The organism is Streptomyces sp. NPDC044064, from assembly GCF_056434245.1.
In genome coordinates this window covers 176,855-196,323 of sequence record NZ_JBWKFN010000006.1, presented here as the reverse complement: position 1 = coordinate 196,323, position 19,469 = coordinate 176,855, and the positions used below count along the sequence as shown (strand labels likewise).

Genomic DNA, 19,469 nt, shown 5'->3' with positions numbered 1-19,469 from the left:
GCGACACGGTACCGCCCGCTCGTCAGCCGAGCAGCACGACCTCCACGTCCGTACCGGGCTCGGCGGACTCCACGTCCTCGGGGACGACGATCAGCGCGTCGGCCTGCGCCAGCGCCGCGACCAGGTGGGAACCCGAGCCGCCCACCGGGGTCACCTCGCCGTCGGCGTACTTGCCGCGCAGGAACTGCCGGCGCCCCTTGGGAGAGCCGAGCGCCTTGTCCGCCTTGAGGGTGGCCCGGGTGCGGGGCCGGTGGACGTCCTCGAGGCCCATCAGGGTGCGGATCGCGGGGCGGACGAACAGTTCGAAGGAGACGTACGAGGACACGGGGTTGCCGGGCAGGGCCAGCAGGGGCGTGTGGTCGCGGCCGATGGAGCCGAAGCCCTGGGGCTTGCCCGGCTGCATGGCGATCTTGCGGAAGTCGATGCCGCCGCCCGCCTCGTCCTCGTCGCCGACGTGCGACAGCGCCTCCTTGACGACGTCGTACGCCCCGACGCTCACCCCGCCCGTGGTCACCAGCAGATCGGCGCGGATGAGCTGGTCCTCGATGGTGGAGCGCAGGATGTCGGCGTCGTCGGCGACGGCGCCCACCCGGTAGGCGATGGCGCCCGCGTCACGGGCGGCCGCGGTGAGGGCGAAGCTGTTGGAGTCGTAGATCTGGCCCTTGCCCAGATCCTCGCCGGGCTGGACGAGTTCGCTGCCCGTGGACACGACGACCACGCGCGGGCGCGGGCGCACCCGCACCGTGCCCCGGCCGATCGCGGCGAGCAGCGCGATCTGCGGCGGACCGAGGATCGTCCCGGCCTCCAGGGCCAGGTCTCCGGCCTTCACGTCGCTGCCCCTGGCGCGCACGTGCGCGCGTGCCTCTGCGGGGCGGTGCACACGCACCTGTCCCTCGGCACCCTCGGGGGCCAGGCTGCGGGCCTGCATCCCGCTCACGGGGCCCTCGCCGAGCCCTCCGTCGGTCCACTCGACGGGCACGACTGCCTCGGCGCCGGGCGGCAGCGGGGCGCCGGTCATGATGCGGGCGGCCTGGCCGGGCCCGACCCGGACCAGGTCGGCCGAGCCGGCCGCGACGTCCCCGACGACCTCGAGGGCGGCCGGGAACTCCTCGGTGGCGCCGGCGACGTCCGCGACCCGCACCGCGTACCCGTCCATCGAGCTGTTGTCGAACGGCGGCAGGGAGACCGGCACCGTGATGTCGTCGACCAGGACGCAGCCCTGGGCGTCGAGCAGTTGCAGCTCGATGGGTTCGAGGGGACGGACGGTGGTGAGGATGTCCTCCAGGTGCTCGTCCACCGACCAGAGGTGGTCCGGGCCGGCGGGGCTGGTCGCGGCGCTGCTCAACGTTGCTGCATCTCCTCGGCTACGTAACTGCGAAGCCAGGCCCGGAAGTCCGGACCCAGGTCTTCACGTTCGCACGCAAGTCTGACAATGGCACGCAGGTAGTCGCCACGGTCGCCGGTGTCATAGCGGCGTCCCTCGAAGACGACGCCGTGCACCGGGCCGCCGACCTTCTCGTCCTGGGCCAGCTGCTGCAGGGCGTCGGTCAGTTGGATCTCGCCGCCGCGACCGGGCTCGGTCTTGCGCAGTATGTCGAAGATGTGCGGGTCGAGGACGTAGCGGCCGATGATCGCGTAGTTCGACGGGGCGTCCGCCGGGTCCGGCTTCTCGACCAGGCCGGTCACCTTGACCACGTCGCCCTCGGCGGTGGCCTCGACGGCCGCGCAGCCGTACAGGTGGATCTGCTCGGGCGCGACCTCCATGAGCGCGATCACGCTGCCGCCGTGCTGCTCCTGGACCTCGATCATGCGCTGGAGCAGCGGGTCGCGCGGGTCGATCAGGTCGTCGCCGAGGAGGACCGCGAAGGGCTCATGGCCGACGTGCGGGGCGGCGCACAGGACGGCGTGACCGAGGCCCCTGGGGTCGCCCTGGCGCACGTAGTGCATGGTGGCCAGGTCGCTGGACTCCTGCACCTTCGCGAGCCGCCCGGCGTCACCCTTCTTCTGGAGCGCCGATTCCAGCTCGTAGTTGCGGTCGAAGTGATCCTCGAGGGGACGCTTGTTGCGTCCGGTGATCATGAGGACGTCGTCGAGCCCCGCCGACACGGCCTCCTCGACCACGTACTGGATCGCCGGCTTGTCCACGACCGGCAGCATCTCCTTGGGAGTGGCTTTGGTCGCCGGCAGGAACCGGGTACCGAGGCCCGCTGCGGGAATGACAGCCTTGCTGATCCTGGGGTGCGACTGAGTCATGCTCGCAACCTTATCCGGTGCCTTTGGTAAGGATTCTGTGGCTCCGGTTAATTGGCCCTCATATGAGCACATTGAGAAGGGTGCGAGAACGACCAGTGGTACACGACGGACGCACGAGCGAGCCTGACAAGCGAACGTTGCGACGGGAGTTCCTCGCGGTGAGGAACAGGTTGCCGGAGGATGTCGTACGGGAGGCGGGTGACACGCTGGCCGAGCGCGCTTTTGACCTGCCCGAACTGGCGCGTGCGCGCACGGTGGCGGCGTACGTCTCCGTCGGGAGCGAGCCCGGCACGCTCGCCCTGCTGGACGCGTTGCGCGCGCGGGGCGTGCGCGTCCTGCTCCCTGCACTCCTGCCCGACAACGACCTGGACTGGGGCGATTACACCGGTCCGGACTCTCTGGAGCGGATCCAACACGGCCGAAAAATGGCCCTGTTCGAGCCCTCCGGTGAGCGCCTCGGCCCGGACGCCGTGATCGCGGCGGACGTCGTTCTGCTGCCCGGGCTCGCGGTGGACACGCGCGGGATGCGCCTGGGGCGCGGCGGCGGGTCGTACGACCGGGTGCTCGCACGCCTGGAGCGGGCGGGCGCGCGCCCCGCGCTCGTGGTGCTCCTGTACGACACGGAAGTCGTCGCACGCGTCCCGGAGGAGGCGCACGATCAGCCGGTGCACGCGGTGGTGACGCCGTCGGGTGTGCGCCGCTTCACGGGCGGCTGACCGGGCGAGGCCCCTGGTCCGCATACGGGACGGGCCCCCTCCACGCGCGTGTGGAGGGGGCCCGTCCCGTATGCCTGCCGTCAGCGGATCACGGCTTGAGGACGAGTGTGTCGCTCGTGCTCGCGTCGACCGCCTTGTCCGAGAACGACCAGGGCAGCAGCTCGCCCTTGACCCACTTGCCGGTCTGGTCGGTGTAGTGGGCGCTGTAGGCGTGTCCGGAGGCTCCGGTCAGGTTGATCCACTTGGACTTGTCGAGGTCCTTGAGGTTGACGACCATGCGCATCGAAGGAACCCAGACGACGCCGTAGCCGCCGGCGGCGTTCCAGCCGGTCGCGTTGACGGTGGCCTCGCCGCCGCTGAGCTTCCAGGGACCGCGGTTGAGGACGTACTGGAGGAACCCGGGACCCTCGGTGCCGAGCGTCTGGTTCTTCAGGAACAGGCGGTGCAGCCGGCCCCAGCTCCAGGTGTCGATGTCCTTGCCGAGCTTGGCGGTCAGCTCCCAGCGGGCGTCGATCATGGCGCGCTTGAACAGCTCGTCACGGTTGTCGGCCTTGTTGCGGTCGCCCACTCCGGCCGGAGTCTTCCACCAGTCGCTGTTCGGCTTGTCCATGAGGGTGCGCACGACCTCGAACCAGCGGTCGCCACCGTCCGGCTGCGCCTGGTCGGCGTCGCGCTGGCCGCACTCGCGCACCTTCGTGTCGTCGTCCACCGGGCCGGTGCTGTCGATCTTGTCGACCCACAGGCACTGACCCTTGACGCGCAGCTCCTTGGGGAGCTTGTTGCCGAAGGCGAGCTTGAGGATGTTGCGCCACACGGAGTTGAAGTAGGCGGCCGCCGCGGAGTCGGCGTCCTGGGTGTAGTCCCAGCCCTCCAGCAGCTTCTGCGCCTCCCGGACGTTCTTGTCGTCGAGGTTGATCCGCAGCAGCTTGGGCACCAGCAGCTTGGCGATCTCGCTGCTGTTGTCCAGCTGCATCTGGCGCATGTCGTCGGTGGAGATCTTGCCCGTGCCCTTGATCTTGGACTCGATCAGGTCGGTGATGCGCTGGCTGCGGGCGCCGTAGCCCCAGTCGGTGGTGAGCGTGTACGGGTACTTGTCCTTGTCGACCACGGCCTGGTTGGCGGTGACGATGTAGCCCCGCTCGGGGTCGTACTCGTAGGGCAGCTCGTCCTGCTTGATGAAGCCGGTCCAGCGGTACTTCGAGTCCCAGCCCGGCGCCGGGATCGAGCCGTCGTCCACCGAGGAGCGGGTGGGGATCCGGCCGGGCAGGGTGTAGCCGATGTGGTTGTCCGTGCTGGCGTAGACCAGGTTCTGCGAGGGCACGTCGAACAGGGCGGCGGCGGAGCGGAAGTCGTTCCAGCCGGCTGCCCTGTCGAGGGCGAACACGGCGTCCATGGAGGTGCCCGGGTCGAGCGCCGTCCACCTCAGGGCGATGCCGTAGCCGTCACCTCGGTCGGGCGCGGCCGTGTTGACAGCGGCCTTCCGGCCGACCTGGACGAGTTCGTCGTCACGGTCGGACAGCAGCGGCATCCCGTCGGCGGTCTGGCGCACGACGATCTTCTTGGGCTTGCCGCCGGCGACCTTGATGGTCTCCTCGCGGCTCTTGAAGGGCCGGACCTTGCCGTCGTACAGGTAGCCGTCGCCGCTGAGCTTCTCCAGGTACAGGTCGGTGACGTCCACCCCGGAGTTGGTCATGCCCCAGGCGATGTCCGCGTTGTGGCCGATGATCACACCGGGCATGCCGGCGAACGTGTAGCCGGTGACGTCGTACTGGCACTTGCTGGAGACGGTGCGGCAGTGCAGGCCCATCTGGTACCAGACGGACGGCAGCGACGCCGACAGGTGCGGGTCGTTGGCGAGCAGCGGCTTGCCGGTGATGGTGTACTTCCCGGCGACGACCCAGGAGTTGGAGCCGATGCCCTGGCCGTTCACGCCGACCGCGGTGGGCACGTTGTCCAGGACCTTGTAGAGGCCCGACAGCTGGCTCGTGAGGGCCGAACCTGCCGTGGCCGAGGTGGTGGAGCCGGTCGCGCCGGTCGCGCCCCGAGAACCGCTCGTGGCGCCGCCCTGCCGGAAGGCCTTGGCCACGTCGCTGTACTGGCCCTCCTGGACGATCGGCTTGTTGCGGCTGTAGGGGTACTCGGGGTACAGGTCCTCGATCTGCTGCGGGCCGAGCCGGCTGGTCATCAGGGCGCGGTCGATCTCGTCCTGCATGTTGCCGCGCAGGTCCCAGGCCATCGCCTTCAGCCAGGAGACCGAGTCGACCGGGGTCCACTTCTGCGGCTTGTAGTCGTTGGTGAAGCCGAGGGCCGCGTACTCCAGGGAGATGTCCTCGCCGTCCTTGCCCTGGAGGTAGGCGTTGACACCCTTGGCGTAGGCGTCGAGATACTTCTTCGTGGAGGCCGACAGCTTGGTGTCGTACTCCTGCTTGGCGATCCGGTCCCAGCCGAGGGTGCGCAGGAACTCGTCGTTCTTGACCTGCCCCTTGCCGAACATCTCCGACAGGCGCCCGGAGGTCATGTGCCGGCGCACGTCCATCTCGTAGAACCGGTCCTGCGCCTGGACGAAGCCCTGCGCCATGAACAGGTCCTCGTCGGACGAGGCGTAGATCTGCGGAATGCCGTTCCCGTCCCGCTTGACGTCGACGGGCCCCGACAGGCCCTGGAGCGTGATCGAACCGGTGGTCTGCGGGAAGGAGGCGCGGACGGTGCTGATCGACCAGTAAGCCCCGTAGGCGACGCCTCCGATGATGGCCAGGACGAGCACCAGCACGATAAGTCGGGCTTTGCGCCCCTTCTTCCTGCCGGACTTGCCGGGCTTGTCACCCGTTGTGGCGGTGGTGTTGGGGGGCATCGCTGTCCTTGCTGTCCTAACGCGAGCGGCAGGTCGGGCTGTGACTTTGAATGAGCGCTGGAGCAACCATAGGCGCAGGGCCCCGAGCCGCTTGACGCGGAGTCGGGAACCGGCGCGCACGGACGTTCGATCTTGCCCTGGCGAGTGTCAAGAAAGCGTCAAGAGTTAGGTAAGGTAACGAAGTACTTGGGTGCGGTGCGCCGCAGCCTCGGGTCTTGTGTACGTGAGCCCGCGCGCTCCCCGCGCGGGCCAAGGAAGGGAACCGCCGCTGACTGTTCACCACCTCGACCAGCTCCTGCTCGTCTGCTCCCTGGTCCTCCTGGTCGCCGTCGCGGCCGTCCGGATCTCCTCACGCAGCGGGCTCCCCAGCCTGCTCGTCTACCTGGGGATCGGCGTCCTCATGGGCCAGGACGGCGTCGGGAACATCCACTTCAACAACGCCGAGATGACCCAGGTCATCGGGTACGCGGCCCTGGTCGTGATCCTCGCCGAGGGCGGTCTCGGCACAAAGTGGAAGGAGATCCGGCCGGTCCTCGGGTCCGCCTCCATGCTGGCGCTGGCGGGGGTCGCGATCAGCGTCGGCGCGACCGCGGCGGGCGCGCACTATCTGGTCGGGCTGGACTGGCGGCAGGCGCTCATCATCGGCGCGGTCGTCTCCTCGACGGACGCGGCGGCGGTCTTCTCGGTCCTGCGCAGGATCCCCCTGCCCGCGCGCGTGACGGGCACGCTGGAGGCGGAGTCCGGCTTCAACGACGCCCCGGTGGTCATCCTGGTCGTCGCCTTCTCCACGGCCGGCCCGGTCGAGCACTGGTACGTCCTGGTCGGCGAGATAGCGCTGGAACTGGCCATCGGCGCGGCCGTGGGTCTCACGGTGGGCTGGCTCGGGGCCTGGACCCTCAAGCGGGTCGCCCTGCCCGCCTCCGGCCTCTACCCGATCGCCGTGCTGGCGATCGCCGTCGCCGCCTACGCCGCCGGCGCCCTGGACCACGGCAGCGGCTTCCTCGCCGTCTACCTGGCGTCGATGATGCTCGGCAACGCCAAGCTCCCGCACTGGCCCGCCACGCGCGGCTTCGCCGAGGGGCTCGGCTGGATCGCCCAGATCGGCATGTTCGTCCTGCTCGGCCTGCTCGTCACCCCGCACGAGCTGGGCGACGACATCTGGCCGGCCCTCGTCATCGGGCTCGCGCTGACCATGGTGGCCCGCCCGCTGAGCGTCGTGCTCAGCCTGGCCCCGTTCCGGGTGCCGTGGCCGGAGCAGGCGCTGATGTCCTGGGCTGGGCTGCGCGGCGCCGTGCCCATCATCCTGGCGACGATCCCCATGGTGAACGGCGTCGCCGGCAGCCAGCGGATCTTCAACATCGTCTTCGTGCTGGTCGTCGTCTACACCCTCGTGCAGGGGCCGACCCTGCCCTGGCTGGCGAGCCGGCTGCGCCTCGGCGGGCCGGGCGAAGCGTCCGACCTGGGCATCGAGTCGGCCCCCCTGGAGCGACTGCGCGGGCATCTGCTGTCCGTCTCGATCCCCGAGGGCTCCCGGATGCACGGCGTCGAGGTCAACGAGCTGCGGCTGCCGCCCGGCGCCGCCGTCACCCTCGTCGTCCGGGACGGAAAATCGTTTGTTCCGCTGCCCACGACAGTGCTGCGGCACGGGGACGAACTCCTCGTGGTCGCCACCGACCCCGTGCGCGACGCCGCGGAACGGCGCCTGCGCGCGGTCGCCCACGGCGGCAAGCTGGCCGGCTGGCTGGGCACGGACGGGGCGGGCAGCTCACGTTAAGGGGGTGTTTCGTACGGTTCACACCCTCGGCAATCACAGGTGATCGCCCCGGGTGGTGCTCATTTTCACAGGTGGGCGAGGCAAAGCCGCCTGTACGATGAAGGCGCACTTTGATCGAACCAACTCTGCCTGACGCAGAGCTGGCGCGACCGTATGGCGGCCGGGCCTCTCCCACCCACAGTGGGCGCCGGTATCTACCGCAGTTTGCGCAAGAGGACAGCTCTCGGCGCCCGGGCCCACAACGGGGCACGCGCTACCAGGCGGCAGAAAGGCACGGGCCGTGGGATCCACGGTCAGCACCACCGCACCGGAGACGACCTCGCCGGCCCCTTCCCGCCCCGGATACGGACAGCTGCTGCGCACCCGCGGCGCCTGGACGTTCCTGCTCCCCGGCTTCGCGGCGCGCCAGCCGTTCGCGATGCTCACCATCTCCATCGTGCTGCTCGTGCAGCACACCACCGGCTCGTACGGCGCCGCAGGCGCCGCCGCGGCCGCCACCGGTGTCTCCATGGCGCTGTTCGCGCCGTACAGCGGCCGCCTCGCCGACCGCTACGGGCAGCGCGCCGTCCTGATCCCGGGTGTCCTGGTGCACACGCTGTCGGGCCTGACGCTGACGGCGCTCGCGCTGGCGCACGCGCCCCTGTGGGCGCTGTTCGTGGCGGCCGTGCCGACCGGCGCCTCGGTGCCGCAGGTGGGCCCCATGGTGCGTGCGCGCTGGGGCGTGAAGCTCCAGGGCTCGCCCCTGATGACCACCGCGGCGGCCTTCGAGTCCGTTACGGACGAGCTGACCTTCGTCTTCGGGCCCCTGCTGGCGACCGCGCTGTGCACCGCCGTCACCCCGTCCGCGGGCCTGGTGACCGAGGCCGCGCTGACGCTCGTCGGCGGTCTGCTGTTCGCCGCGCAGAAGAGCACGCAGCCGTCGGTGTCCGGCGGGAGCGGGCACGCGCACGTGCAGCACACCTCCGCCCTGCGCGTCCCGGGCGTCCGGGTGCTGGTCGTGACCTTCCTGGGCATCGGGTCGGTCTTCGGCGGCATGCAGGTGGCGCTCGCGGCGTTCACCGAGTCGATCGGCGAGCCCGGCCTCAACGGTGTCCTCTACGGCACCTTCGCCGCGGGCAACATGCTCTCCGGCATCGTCTGCGGTGCGATCGCCTGGAAGGCCGCCCCGCAGCGGCGCCTGGTCGTCGGATACGCCGCGCTCGCGCTGACCGCGTCCGCGCTGTGGACGGCGCACTCGGTACTGCTGCTGGCCGGTCTCGGCCTGCTGGTCGGCATGTGCATCGCGCCGGCCCTGATCACCGGCTACACGCTGGTCGAGGGCCTGGTGCCGGCCGAGGCCCGCACCGAGGCGTTCACCTGGCTGACCGGTGCCGTCGCGCTCGGTCAGGCGGCCGCCGTCACGGTCGCCGGACAGCTGGAGGACCGCCTGTGGGGCGGTGCCGGTTTCCTGGTGCCGATGGCCGGCACCGTGCTCGCGCTGGTCACCCTGGTCGCCCTGCGTTCGCGGCTGGTCGCCCGGGCCCAGACCCGCACGGTCGCACGTGGCGTCGGTCACCGCGTGCCGGTGACGGTGGACTGATCCCCGGGAATACGTCACTATGGACCGTCGTTAGCACTCATTGAGTCAGAGTGCCAGGAGGAAGACAGTGCCGACCTACCAGTACCAGTGCACCGAGTGCGGCGAGGGCCTCGAGGCGGTTCAGAAGTTCACCGATGACGCCCTGACCGAGTGCCCCAACTGCGGTGGCCGCCTGAAGAAGGTGTTCTCCGCGGTCGGCATCGTCTTCAAGGGCTCCGGCTTCTACCGCAACGACTCCCGCGGCTCCACGTCGAGCAGCAGCCCGGCGACGAAGTCGTCCAGCTCCTCGTCGACCGACGCGAAGTCGTCCCCGTCGGCGTCCTCGACGTCTTCGGCGTCCTCTTCGTCCTCGACTTCGTCGGGCTCCTCGAGCAGCAGCTCCGCGGCCTGAGATCTCGCTCCCCGGGCCCTGCCGTCGCGTGACGGCAGGGCCCGGGGTGTACCCGGGCACCGGCTCCCCCGCCTTTCGGGGGCCAGCTAGTGTGCTCGTCATGGCGAACGCAGAGATCGGTGTCATCGGCGGGTCGGGCTTCTACTCGTTCCTCGACGACGTGACCGAGGTCCAGGTGGACACCCCCTACGGGCAGCCCAGCGACTCCCTCTTCCTCGGCGAGATCGCCGGCCGACGGGTCGCCTTCCTGCCCCGGCACGGCCGCGGCCACCACCTGCCACCGCACCGGATCAACTACCGCGCCAACCTCTGGGCCCTGCGCTCGGTCGGCGTCCGGCAGGTCCTCGGACCGTGCGCGGTCGGCGGACTGCGCCCCGAGTACGGCCCGGGCACCCTGCTCGTACCGGACCAGACGGTGGACCGCACGAAGGCCAGGGTCCAGACGTACTTCGACGGGCTGCCGCTGCCCGACGGCACGGTGCCCAACGTGGTGCACGTGTCCATGGCCGACCCCTACTGCCCCGCCGGCCGGGCCGCCGCGCTGAAGGCGGCGCGCGGACGGGAGTGGGAACCGGTGGACGGCGGCACGCTGGTCGTGGTCGAGGGGCCGCGCTTCTCGACCCGCGCCGAATCGTTGTGGCACCAGGCGCAGGGCTGGTCGGTGGTGGGCATGACCGGCCACCCCGAGGCGGCTCTCGCCCGTGAACTGGAGCTCTGCTACACGTCGCTGACCCTGGTCACCGACCTGGACGCCGGTGCCGAGACCGGCGAGGGGGTCTCCCACGAGGAGGTGCTGCAGGTGTTCGCGGCCAACGTGGACCGGTTGCGGGGCGTGCTGTTCGACGCGGTGGCGGCGCTGCCGGAGACCGGGGCGCGGGACTGCCTCTGCAAGAACGCGCTCGGCGGGATGGATCCGGGCTTCCGACTGCCGTAGCGGGGGACCGGGCGACACCGGGAACGGGGCGCGGCGAGGGACGGGCGACGCGCGGGGGCCGGCGCCGTGGGGGACAGGCGACGCGCGGGACGTGGATACGCGACGGACGGGCGAGCGGAAGTCCTCGTTCGGGTGGGCGGGTTGTCCACAACCTCTCGGTGGTCCACCGGCTCCGGCGGGCTTCGGCGCGAGGCGTCATCGTGGCAGGGCAAGCCGAAATCCCCTCGTCGCAGGCGGTGATCCCCATGCCCTTGACCCCGTCGTCCCCCGGTCCGGCCGCACCTCCCCTCCGTCTCCCGCTTCCCCTCGGCACCGACGCCCCGGCGACCTGCGAGGTCCCACCCTTCGCCCCGGTGCGCGTACGCGGCGGTCTGTATCAGCTGCAACGGTTCGTACGGCAGCGCAGGCGGGCTGTCGCGGCCGGCCTCGCCGTGACCGCTGCCGCGCTCGTGGCGGCGGGGCCGCGGACCGCGGCCGAACCCCACCGCGCCGAACGGGTCCGCGGGCACCCGGTCACGGAACCCGCACGACGGCACGGAGCGGTGCGCATGGTGACGGCGCCGGTGCGGATCTCGGACGCCGCCACCGTCCGGCTGCTCCGGCCCGGCGACCGCGTCGACGTCGTCGCGGCCGAGGACCCCTCGGCCGGAGGCGGCGCCCGGGTGCTCGCGCGGGGAGTGCGGGTGACGAGGGTGCCGGAGCCGCTGGAGGATGCGTCCGAGAGCGGGGCGCTGGTCGTCCTGTCGGTGCCGCGCACCATGGCGGCGCGGCTCGTGGGCGCGAGCGCCACCGCTCGGCTGGCGGTGACGCTGTGCTGAGTCACCTCGGCCGATGTCTCTGCGACCCGCCGTCAAGTCCAACGATCGAGCTACGGAATTGGACACAATGGCCGCATCGTGCCGTAGGTTGCGGAGCGTTTGGTTCCACACCCTGTGCGCGCGAGGAGAGTCCCCGAGGTGAACGCGAAGAAGGAACCGAGCATCTGGCAGGGCTTCAAGGCCTTCCTGATGCGCGGCAACGTCGTCGATCTGGCAGTCGCGGTGGTCATCGGCGCCGCCTTCACCAACATCGTCAACTCGGTGGTGAAGGGGCTCATCAACCCGCTGGTGGGCGCGATCGGCACACAGAACCTGGACCACTACAGCTCGTGCCTGAGCAGCAGCTGCAAGGGGGACCAGGGCATCCGGCTGATGTGGGGATCGGTCCTCGGCGCGACGCTGAGCTTCGTGATCACCGCGGCCGTCGTGTACTTCCTGATGGTCCTGCCGATGGCGAAGTACCTGGCCCGGGTGGAGGCCCGCCGGAAGGCGAGGGAGGGCACGCACGAGATCATCGAGGTGACCGAGCTGGAGGTCCTCAAGGAGATCCGCGACGCGCTGGTCGCCCAGCGCGGATCGGGACGCGACGAGCGCTAGCGGCGCTCCCGCGGGCGGCTCAGAGGTGGTGGGGCGGCTTCTCGTCGAGGAAGCGCTTCAGGTCGGCGGCACTGTCGCCGTCCGGGCGCTCGCCCCACCCACGGTCGGTGTCGTCCGAGGACTGCTGGCTCAACGGGTCGTCGAAGATCAGCGCGGGCTTCGGGTCGCGCGACTCGGGTTCGGGGGCGGTGCTCATGTCCCCAGGGTACGGCCCCGGCCCGGGCGCCCACGCGCAGCCTCTGACCTGGAGGTTTCTCCGCCGCGTCGGGCCCCGACAGGATTGTGAATCCCTTCACAAGATTTTGTCGCGGTTTTCTGCTGTGCTGGGACGCATGACGTCCAGTTCCGCTCCGGCGCCCGCCCCGGGTGCGCACAATTCCCGGGGGCCCCTGCGGCCGCTCACCGCGCGCAGGCGCGACGAGGCGCACCGGGTCTCCTCCCCGCTGGAGCTCTTCTTCGACCTGTGTTTCGTGGTGGCCATCGCACAGGCGGGCGTGCAGCTCGTGCACGCCGTGGTCGAGGGGCACGCGGGCCACGGGATCCTGAACTACGCGATGGTGTTCTTCGCCATCTGGTGGGCCTGGATGAATTTCACGTGGTTCGCCTCGGCGTACGACAACGACGACGCGCTCTACCGGGTGGTGACCCTGGTCCAGATCGCCGGTGTGCTGGTACTGGCGGCGGGTGTCTCCCGGGCGTTCGAGCACCACGACTTCCTGGTCGTCTTCCTCGGCTACGTGATCATGCGGCTGGCGATGGTCGCGCAGTGGCTGAGAGCGGCTCGATCGACCGAGGGTCCGGAACGGACCATGGCGCTCAGATACGTGTGCGGTGTGCTGTTGTGCCAGGTCGGCTGGCTGGGGCTGATCCTGCTGCCGGAGCCGGCCCGGCCCTGGGTGTTCCTGGTGATGGTGATCGCGGAGCTGTCCGTGCCGCTGTACGCGGAGAAGGCTCGTGGGACGTCCTGGCATCCGCACCACATCGCCGAGCGGTACGGCCTGTTCACGATCATCGTGCTCGGCGAGACGATCGCCGCGGCCACGGTCGCCGTGAAGTCGGCGCTGGACGAGCAGGACGCGCTGGGCGAACTGCTGCCGATCGCGGCGGGCGGCCTGCTGATCGTCTTCGCCGCGTGGTGGATCTACTTCGTGGTGCCCATCCACGGTCACCTGCGCTCCAGCAGGCAAGCGTTCCTCTGGGGCTACGGCCACTATCTGATCTTCGCCTCGGCCGCGGCGATCGGCGCCGGCCTGGAGGTGGCGGTGGAGCAGGCGGTCGGCAAGGCGCACATCTCGACGCTGTCCGCCTCGGCGGCCGTGACCCTGCCGACGGCGCTGTACCTGCTGACCGTGTGGGCGCTGCACTCGCGGTACTTCAAGGTCGGCATCGGCCAGCAGCTGGTGCTTCCGGTCACGGCGCTGGTGGTGGTCTGCTGCACCTTCCTGGGTGAGTGGGCGGTGCTCGCCGCGGGGCTCGTGTGCGCCGCCTCGGTGGTGGTCGGGGTCACCCTCACGGCGCGCATGGTCTCCCGCGGGCGGCGCACGAACGCGACGGCACCGGCCGCCTGAACCCCGCGGACGCGTCCTGGGGCTGGGCCAGACTGACCCCATGACAGTTGACGCATTGACGGATGTCGCCGGGCTGCGGGTGGGACACGCCACCCTCGGCGGGGACGGCCGGCTCACCGGCACCACGGTCGTCCTCGCGCCCGAGGGCGGCGCGGTCGCCGCCGTGGACGTGCGCGGGGGCGGTCCCGGCACCAAGGAGACCGACGCCCTCGATCCGCGCAACGTGGTGCAGAAGGTCGACGCCGTCGTGCTGACCGGAGGCAGCGCCTACGGGCTCGACGCGGCGTCCGGGGTGATGGCCTGGCTCGAGGAGCAGGGGCGCGGGGTGCGGGTCGGGCCTGACCCGGAGCACGTCGTGCCGGTGGTGCCCGCCGCGTGCGTCTTCGATCTGGGGCGCGGCGGGGACTTCCGCGCCCGTCCGGACGCGGCGACGGGGCGTGCGGCGGTGGAGGCGGCCGCGGCGAGCAGGCGCGGCGCGGCCGTGCACGAGGGGTGCGTGGGCGCCGGTACGGGCGCCGTGGCGGGGCAGCTCAAGGGCGGGGTGGGCACCGCGAGTGCGGTGCTGGACTCGGGGATCACGGTGGCCGCGCTGGTGGTGGTGAACGCGGCGGGGTCGGTGCTGGATCCGGACACGGGCGTCCTGTACGGGGAGTTGTTCCAGGGGCGCGTGCGGTATCCGGAGGAGCGCGTGCACGAGGTAGCGCGTCGGCGTCTCGCCGAGGTGGCCGCGAAGAACGCGCCGCCGCCGCTGAACACGACGCTCGCGGTGGTCGCGACCGACGCGGACCTCACCAAGGCGCAGGCGCAGAAGATGGCGGGCACGGCGCACGACGGCATCGCACGCGCCGTGCGGCCGGTGCACCTGCTGCACGACGGCGACACGGTCTTCGCGCTGGCGACCGGCACCCGCACGCTCGACGGCGCCGGCCCGTTGGCGCTCAACGACGTCCTCGCGGCCGGCGCCGATGTCGTGACCCGGGCGATCGTGCGGGCCGTGCGCGCCGCCGAGCCGGTGGACGGGCGGGGTGGAACGTGGCCGTCGTACAGGGAGTTGTACGGGAAGCGCTGAGCCCCGGCGGCCGTCGGGCCGCGGGTCGAGCCACGGATTGTCGCGGTTCTGTCACGTGATGACGTCAACCGGCTGCGGAGGGAACCTCCCCCCGGGCCCGGGCCCTCTTTCATGACGCACTGGAACGGATCACGCACATCACACGAACCTGGAGCAGCCCGTGACAACGCCGGACATTGCAGCGCGGCGCGTACTGGGGGCCTGTGCCGCCTTGGTGGTCGGCGCCCTGACCCTGACCGCCTGCGGTGGCAGCGCCAACGCCTCGAACGACGACGGCAAGGGCGGCAAGGACTCGCCCAGGACGTCGACGGCGAAGGTCGTGATCTCGGCCAAGGACGGTTCGACCGGCGCGTCGATCAACGCCACCGGTGTGAAGGTCAGCGGCGGCAGGCTGACGGACGTGAAGATGACCGTGGCCGGGTCGGGGCAGGCGGTGCAGGGGGCGATATCGGCGGACGGCAGCAGCTGGAAGCCGAAGGGACAGCTGGAGCGCGGCACGAAGTACGAGATCGACGCGACCGCGAAGGACGCGAGCGGGCGCACGGCGGCGGCCAACTCCATCTTCACCACCGTCAGCTCGGCCAACAGCTTCATCGGCACCTACACCCCGGACGACGGCTCGACCGTCGGCGTGGGCATGCCGGTGTCGTTCACCTTCGACAAGGCCATCACCGACAAGAAGGCCGTGCAGTCGCACATCACGGTCGGCTCCAGCAGCGGTCAGCAGATCGTCGGGCACTGGTTCGGGAACCAGCGGCTCGACTTCCGGCCGCAGGAGTACTGGAAGGCCGGCTCCAAGGTCACGATGAAGATCGACCTGGACGGGGTGCAGGGCGCGAACGGCGTCTACGGCGTGCAGAAGAAGACGGTGTCCTTCACCATCGGGCGCTCGCAGGTCTCCACGGTCGACGTCAACACGCAGACGATGACGGTGCAGCGGGACGGCAAGACGCTCAAGTCGGTGCCGATCTCCGCGGGCAGCGCGCAGCACACCACGTACAACGGCCAGATGGTCATCTCCGAGAAGTTCGTGCAGACCCGTATGAACGGCTCGACCGTCGGCTTCGGCGGGGAGTACGACATCTCCGACGTGCCGCACGCGATGCGCCTGACGACCTCCGGCACGTTCATCCACGGCAACTACTGGTACAACAAGGGCAACCCGCCGTTCGGCCGGGAGGGCACCAGCCACGGCTGCGTCGGCCTGGCGGACGTGCAGGGCGCGCAGGGCGACACGACGGCCAAGTGGTTCTACGACAACTCGCTCATCGGTGACGTCGTGATCGTGAAGAACTCCCCGGACAAGACGGTGTCCCCGGACAACGGCCTCAACGGCTGGAACATGTCCTGGAGCGCCTGGACCGCCGGAAACGCCGTCTGACCGGCCGATTCTGACGGTTCGTGAGGCCGCGCGGGAACTTCTCGCGCGGCCCGCGCGTTTTCCGGGCATACGTTTTCTCGGTTCCCGGACATGATGTCCGACCGAGGGGCTACGGTATGCACCCACAAGGTGACATGCAGCAACGCCGGGAGAAGCCTTGAGCGTTCCGTACGAGACGGCAGCGTACGAACCAGCCGAGTCGCCCGAGTCTCCGGAGGAGCATCTCGAGCGACTCCTCGGCCGTGCCCTGAACTCCTTCGAACTGCCCGACGAGGTGTTACGGCAGCTCGACTGCGCCCTGGCGCAGGACAGTTCCCTGCACTCCGCCCACCACAGCGCGGGACTGCACCGCGAGACGTACCGGCACACCTGGCTGCTCGCCGACGGCTCGGCGGTGACCCTGTGGGAGCTGGTCCACAACACCGTGCCGGGCGGCGACGCCCAGCACGAGGTGTACGTCGACGAGGAGGAGCTGCACACGGCCACCGCCCGGCTCGCGCTGCCGGCGGACACCCCGGACTTCGAGCTGCCGGTGCTGATACAGCTGTCGGCGATCCCCGAGCCCCGGCATGTGTACGCCCCGGACGACTCGGCGGACCACGCGCGCCGGCTGCTGCGCCGCGCGGAGAACCCCGACCGTCCGGACGCGGAGACGGCGGCGCTGCTGGCGACGGCGGCCGCGCATCAGATCACCCAGGCGTTCGGGCGGCCCGGCCGGACCGGCCGCGCGGGCCTGAGCTTCGCGCTGTACGAGCACGCGTTCCTGCTGCCGGACGACCGGGAGGTCTCGCTGTGGGAGGTCGAGCACACGGCGACGCCCGACGGACGGCACATGTGCGAGGTCTACACGTCGGAGGACGCGGCCCGGGACGCCATGGAACGGCGCGCGGCGCGGCAGGCCTGACAGCAGCGTCGGGGCCCGCTTCCGTCAGCGGCTTCCGAGTCGCCGTACGAGGCCGGCGAAGGCGTCCTGTTCCGCCGCGCTCAGTTCGACGTACTCCTGCGGCGGAGGGCCGAAGCGCTGGTGCGGGAAGGCCGCCAGAGCAGCCTCAACACGGGCACGGCGCATGATGCGGGTCACCGCGAGGGCCCAGACGACGCCCGCCAGGGTGAGGACGGTCACGCCGATCAGCTGAAGAGTCGGGACTTGCTCAGGCATGCCGTCCAGTAGACACCACGGTCCGGGACTTTGACCCCGGACCGTGACGTATCTCGCAGGTGCCGTGAACAACTCACAGCTCACCAAAGGGACAAGTGTGGCGGTACCCCGTCAGGCGGCGACGGGCTGCTTCGCCTCCTTCGGCGTCGTGGCGGGGTTGGCGGCGGGGTCCGTGGCCGTGGCCTCCGGAGCCTGCTTGCGCATGCCCTTGAGGAGGACGACCAGGGTCGCGCTGACGCAGACGCCGACCGCGATGGCGATCAGGTAGAGGAACGGGTTGCCGATCAGCGGGACCACGAAGATGCCGCCGTGCGGGGCGCGCAGGGTGGCTCCGAAGCCCATCGACAGCGCGCCGGTGATCGCGCCGCCCACCATGACGGACGGGATGACCCGCAGCGGGTCCGCCGCGGCGAACGGGATCGCGCCCTCGGAGATGAAGGAGGCGCCCAGCACCCAGGCGGCCTTGCCGTTCTCGCGCTCGGTCCGGGTGAAGAGCCTGCCGCGGACCGTCGTGGCCAGGGCCATCGCCAGCGGCGGGACCATGCCGGCCGCCATCACCGCGGCCATGATCTTCATCGCGGAGTCGCTCGGGCTGGCGACCGCGATGCCCGCGGTGGCGAAGGTGTAGGCCACCTTGTTGACCGGGCCGCCCAGGTCGAAGCACATCATCAGGCCGAGCAGGGCACCGAGCAGGATGGCGTTGGTGCCGGTGAGGCCGCCCAGCCAGTCGGTCAGGCCCTTCTGGGCGGACGCGATGGGCTTGCCGATCACGACGAACATCAGGAACCCGACGATCGCCGAGGAGATCAGCGGGATCACCACCACCGGCATGATGCCGCGCAACGGCGCCGGGATGCTGATCTTCTGGATCGCCGTCACCACACCACCGGCGATCAGACCGGCCGCCAGACCGCCGAGGAAGCCGGCGTTGATGGTGAGGGCGATCGAACCGCCGACGAAGCCGGGGACGAGGCCGGGGCGGTCCGCCATGCCGTAGGCGATGTAGCCGGCCAGGACCGGGATGAGGAAGCCGAAGGACACCACGCCGATCTGGAGGAGCAGCGCGCCCCAGCTGCCCGACTGGGTCCAGACGAAGTGGTCCATGACCGACGGCGCCTTGCTGACCTTCCAGCCGCCGATCGCGAAGCCGAGGGCGATGAGCAGACCGCCGGCCGCGACGAACGGGACCATGTAGCTGACGCCGGACATCAGCCACTTGCGGAGCTTGGTGCCGTAGCCCTCGGTGGAGTCGCCCGCGCGCTCGACCGGCGTCCCCGCGGCGGCGCCCGCGGTGACCTCGCCGCGCTCGGCCCTGCCGCGCACCTCGGAGATCAGCTCGGCGGGGCGGTTGATGCCCGCCTTCACGCCGACGTCGACCGTCGGCTTGCCCGCGAAGCGCTCCTTGTCGCGTACGGGGACGTCGTGCGCGAAGATCACGCCGTCCGCCGCCGCGATCACCGCCGGGTCGAGCCGGGTGAAGCCGGCCGAGCCCTGTGTCTCGACGACGACCTCGACGTCCGCCTCGTGGCCCGCGTTCTCCAGGGACTCGGCCGCCATGTAGGTGTGGGCGATGCCGGTCGGGCAGGAGGTGACGGCGACGATACGGAAGGGGCGTTCGCCCGGTCCCGTCGTTCCCGTGGCGCCCGGCGCCGGGGCGGAGCCGCTCTCGGTGGCCGCGCCCGGCGCCGGGGCCGTGCTGCCCGCTGCGGCGCCGGCGGAGGCCGCCACCGGCGTCGCAGCGGAGTCTTCGGAGGCGTCCTCGGACGCCTGTGCACCGGCGGACGCGCTGTCCGCGGTCGCCGGTGCCTGCTCCCCGCGGATCAGCGCCGCCGTCGTCCCCGGGTCGCCCGCCGACCGCAGCGCGTCCGTGAACTCGGTGTTCATCAGTTGCCGGGCCAGCGAGGAGAGGATCGTCAGGTGCGCGTCGTCGGCGCCGGCCGGGGCCGCGATCAGGAAGATCAGGTCGGCGGGACCGTCCGGGGCGCCGAAGTCGATGCCGGCGGCGCTGCGGCCGAAAGCGAGCGTCGGCTCGGTGACATGGGCGCTGCGGCAGTGCGGGATGCCGATGCCGCCGTCGAGGCCGGTCGGCATCTGGGCCTCCCGGGCGGCCACGTCGGCGAGGAAGCCCTCCAGGTCGGTCACCCGGCCCTGGGCCACCATGCGCTCGGCGAGGGCGCGCGCCGCCGCTTCCTTGGTGTCGGCGGACAGGTCGAGGTCGACCAGGTCCGCGGTGATCATGTCGCTCATCGCGGGCTCCTATGCACGCGTATCGCCCGGGGAGTGGGGTGGGCGGAGGTGGGGACGGGAGTGCTGCGGGGGGAGGCGGCGGGGTGGGCGCAGGCCTGGCCGGGGAGACCCTGCCTGCTGGGGGTGGCAGGG

17 protein-coding genes are annotated in these 19,469 nt (G+C 70.9%); 11 read left to right on the top strand and 6 right to left on the bottom strand.

All coding sequences use genetic code 11. The features are described 5' to 3' along the window. Positions 1-22 precede the first annotated feature (22 nt). Both glp and galU read right to left on the bottom strand, forming a co-directional pair. Entirely contained in the window at positions 23-1,345 is a 1,323-nt protein-coding gene (gene glp, locus AC07DS_RS12410) for a molybdotransferase-like divisome protein Glp (protein ID WP_479144504.1), read from the bottom strand. Continuing rightward, complete coding sequence (galU, locus tag AC07DS_RS12405) at positions 1,342-2,253, bottom strand: UTP--glucose-1-phosphate uridylyltransferase GalU (RefSeq protein WP_479144503.1); 912 nt, start codon at positions 2,251-2,253, stop codon at positions 1,342-1,344. Before galU ends, glp begins: the two co-directional genes overlap by 4 nt. A 95-nt stretch (positions 2,254-2,348) precedes the next feature. On the opposite strand from galU, the gene AC07DS_RS12400 reads away from it, so the two are divergent. Next, positions 2,349-2,969: a 5-formyltetrahydrofolate cyclo-ligase gene (locus AC07DS_RS12400; RefSeq protein ID WP_479144749.1), complete on the top strand. Its 621-nt coding sequence runs from the start codon at positions 2,349-2,351 to the stop codon at positions 2,967-2,969. Between the two features lie 88 nt (positions 2,970-3,057). Here AC07DS_RS12400 and AC07DS_RS12395 read toward each other — a convergent pair whose 3' ends face one another. Continuing rightward, on the bottom strand, positions 3,058-5,820 hold the full coding sequence (locus tag AC07DS_RS12395) for a penicillin acylase family protein (protein WP_479144501.1): 2,763 nt from the start codon (positions 5,818-5,820) through the stop codon (positions 3,058-3,060). A 223-nt stretch (positions 5,821-6,043) separates the two neighbouring features. Between AC07DS_RS12395 and AC07DS_RS12390 the strand changes: the two genes are divergently transcribed. The 6 genes from AC07DS_RS12390 to mscL all read left to right on the top strand — a co-directional run bounded on the left by AC07DS_RS12390 (position 6,044) and on the right by mscL (position 11,913). Next, the gene (locus tag AC07DS_RS12390; protein WP_479144499.1) at positions 6,044-7,594 is read left to right on the top strand and encodes a potassium/proton antiporter; all 1,551 of its coding nucleotides are present in this window, start codon (positions 6,044-6,046) and stop codon (positions 7,592-7,594) included. A gap of 280 nt (positions 7,595-7,874) precedes the next feature. Further along, a complete protein-coding gene (locus AC07DS_RS12385; RefSeq protein WP_479144497.1) occupies positions 7,875-9,173 on the top strand; it encodes an MFS transporter in 1,299 nt (432 codons plus the stop codon). A 67-nt stretch (positions 9,174-9,240) separates the two neighbouring features. Then, complete coding sequence (locus AC07DS_RS12380) at positions 9,241-9,564, top strand: FmdB family zinc ribbon protein (RefSeq protein ID WP_479144495.1); 324 nt, start codon at positions 9,241-9,243, stop codon at positions 9,562-9,564. 100 nt (positions 9,565-9,664) lie between these two features. Then, positions 9,665-10,498, top strand: coding sequence for an S-methyl-5'-thioadenosine phosphorylase (locus AC07DS_RS12375; RefSeq protein ID WP_479144493.1), 834 nt, complete (start codon positions 9,665-9,667; stop codon positions 10,496-10,498). Between the two features lie 245 nt (positions 10,499-10,743). Next, entirely contained in the window at positions 10,744-11,316 is a 573-nt protein-coding gene (locus AC07DS_RS12370) for a hypothetical protein (RefSeq protein ID WP_479144491.1), read from the top strand. Positions 11,317-11,454: 138 nt separating this feature from the next. Continuing rightward, positions 11,455-11,913 (top strand): large conductance mechanosensitive channel protein MscL, encoded by a 459-nt coding sequence (gene mscL, locus AC07DS_RS12365; protein ID WP_479144489.1) that lies wholly within the window; start codon positions 11,455-11,457, stop codon positions 11,911-11,913. Positions 11,914-11,932: 19 nt separating this feature from the next. Here the strand turns inward: mscL and AC07DS_RS12360 are convergent, their stop codons facing one another. Then, complete coding sequence (locus AC07DS_RS12360; RefSeq protein ID WP_145876429.1) at positions 11,933-12,109, bottom strand: hypothetical protein; 177 nt, start codon at positions 12,107-12,109, stop codon at positions 11,933-11,935. Between the two features lie 136 nt (positions 12,110-12,245). Between AC07DS_RS12360 and AC07DS_RS12355 the strand changes: the two genes are divergently transcribed. The 4 genes from AC07DS_RS12355 to AC07DS_RS12340 all read left to right on the top strand — a co-directional run bounded on the left by AC07DS_RS12355 (position 12,246) and on the right by AC07DS_RS12340 (position 16,835). Then, the gene (locus tag AC07DS_RS12355) at positions 12,246-13,481 is read left to right on the top strand and encodes a low temperature requirement protein A (protein WP_479144487.1); all 1,236 of its coding nucleotides are present in this window, start codon (positions 12,246-12,248) and stop codon (positions 13,479-13,481) included. Between the two features lie 40 nt (positions 13,482-13,521). Beyond that, positions 13,522-14,550 carry a P1 family peptidase gene (locus AC07DS_RS12350; RefSeq protein WP_479144485.1) on the top strand — a complete coding sequence of 343 codons (1,029 nt, stop codon included), beginning with the start codon at positions 13,522-13,524 and terminating at the stop codon, positions 14,548-14,550. A 160-nt stretch (positions 14,551-14,710) separates the two neighbouring features. Continuing rightward, positions 14,711-15,931 (top strand): L,D-transpeptidase, encoded by a 1,221-nt coding sequence (locus AC07DS_RS12345; protein WP_479144483.1) that lies wholly within the window; start codon positions 14,711-14,713, stop codon positions 15,929-15,931. A gap of 157 nt (positions 15,932-16,088) precedes the next feature. Then, positions 16,089-16,835 (top strand): DUF6227 family protein, encoded by a 747-nt coding sequence (locus AC07DS_RS12340; protein ID WP_479144482.1) that lies wholly within the window; start codon positions 16,089-16,091, stop codon positions 16,833-16,835. Positions 16,836-16,859: 24 nt separating this feature from the next. On the opposite strand, the gene AC07DS_RS12335 is transcribed toward AC07DS_RS12340, so the two are convergent. Beyond that, the gene (locus tag AC07DS_RS12335; RefSeq protein WP_479144480.1) at positions 16,860-17,090 is read right to left on the bottom strand and encodes a hypothetical protein; all 231 of its coding nucleotides are present in this window, start codon (positions 17,088-17,090) and stop codon (positions 16,860-16,862) included. Between the two features lie 111 nt (positions 17,091-17,201). Further along, positions 17,202-19,337 carry a PTS fructose transporter subunit IIABC gene (locus tag AC07DS_RS12330; protein WP_479144478.1) on the bottom strand — a complete coding sequence of 712 codons (2,136 nt, stop codon included), beginning with the start codon at positions 19,335-19,337 and terminating at the stop codon, positions 17,202-17,204. Between the last annotated feature and the right edge of the window lie 132 nt (positions 19,338-19,469).

What these genes read in the sequence shown, in the direction of transcription:
- AC07DS_RS12335 (WP_479144480.1), bottom strand. Translation starts at nt 17,090, where the DNA reads ATGCCTGAGCAAGTCCCGACTCTTCAGCTGATCGGCGTGACCGTCCTC.
- AC07DS_RS12360 (WP_145876429.1), bottom strand. Translation starts at nt 12,109, where the DNA reads ATGAGCACCGCCCCCGAACCCGAGTCGCGCGACCCGAAGCCCGCGCTG.
- AC07DS_RS12370 (WP_479144491.1), top strand. Translation starts at nt 10,744, where the DNA reads ATGCCCTTGACCCCGTCGTCCCCCGGTCCGGCCGCACCTCCCCTCCGT.
- galU (WP_479144503.1), bottom strand. Translation starts at nt 2,253, where the DNA reads ATGACTCAGTCGCACCCCAGGATCAGCAAGGCTGTCATTCCCGCAGCG.
- AC07DS_RS12355 (WP_479144487.1), top strand. Translation starts at nt 12,246, where the DNA reads ATGACGTCCAGTTCCGCTCCGGCGCCCGCCCCGGGTGCGCACAATTCC.
- AC07DS_RS12350 (WP_479144485.1), top strand. Translation starts at nt 13,522, where the DNA reads ATGACAGTTGACGCATTGACGGATGTCGCCGGGCTGCGGGTGGGACAC.
- AC07DS_RS12375 (WP_479144493.1), top strand. Translation starts at nt 9,665, where the DNA reads ATGGCGAACGCAGAGATCGGTGTCATCGGCGGGTCGGGCTTCTACTCG.
- AC07DS_RS12330 (WP_479144478.1), bottom strand. Translation starts at nt 19,337, where the DNA reads ATGAGCGACATGATCACCGCGGACCTGGTCGACCTCGACCTGTCCGCC.
- AC07DS_RS12395 (WP_479144501.1), bottom strand. Translation starts at nt 5,820, where the DNA reads ATGCCCCCCAACACCACCGCCACAACGGGTGACAAGCCCGGCAAGTCC.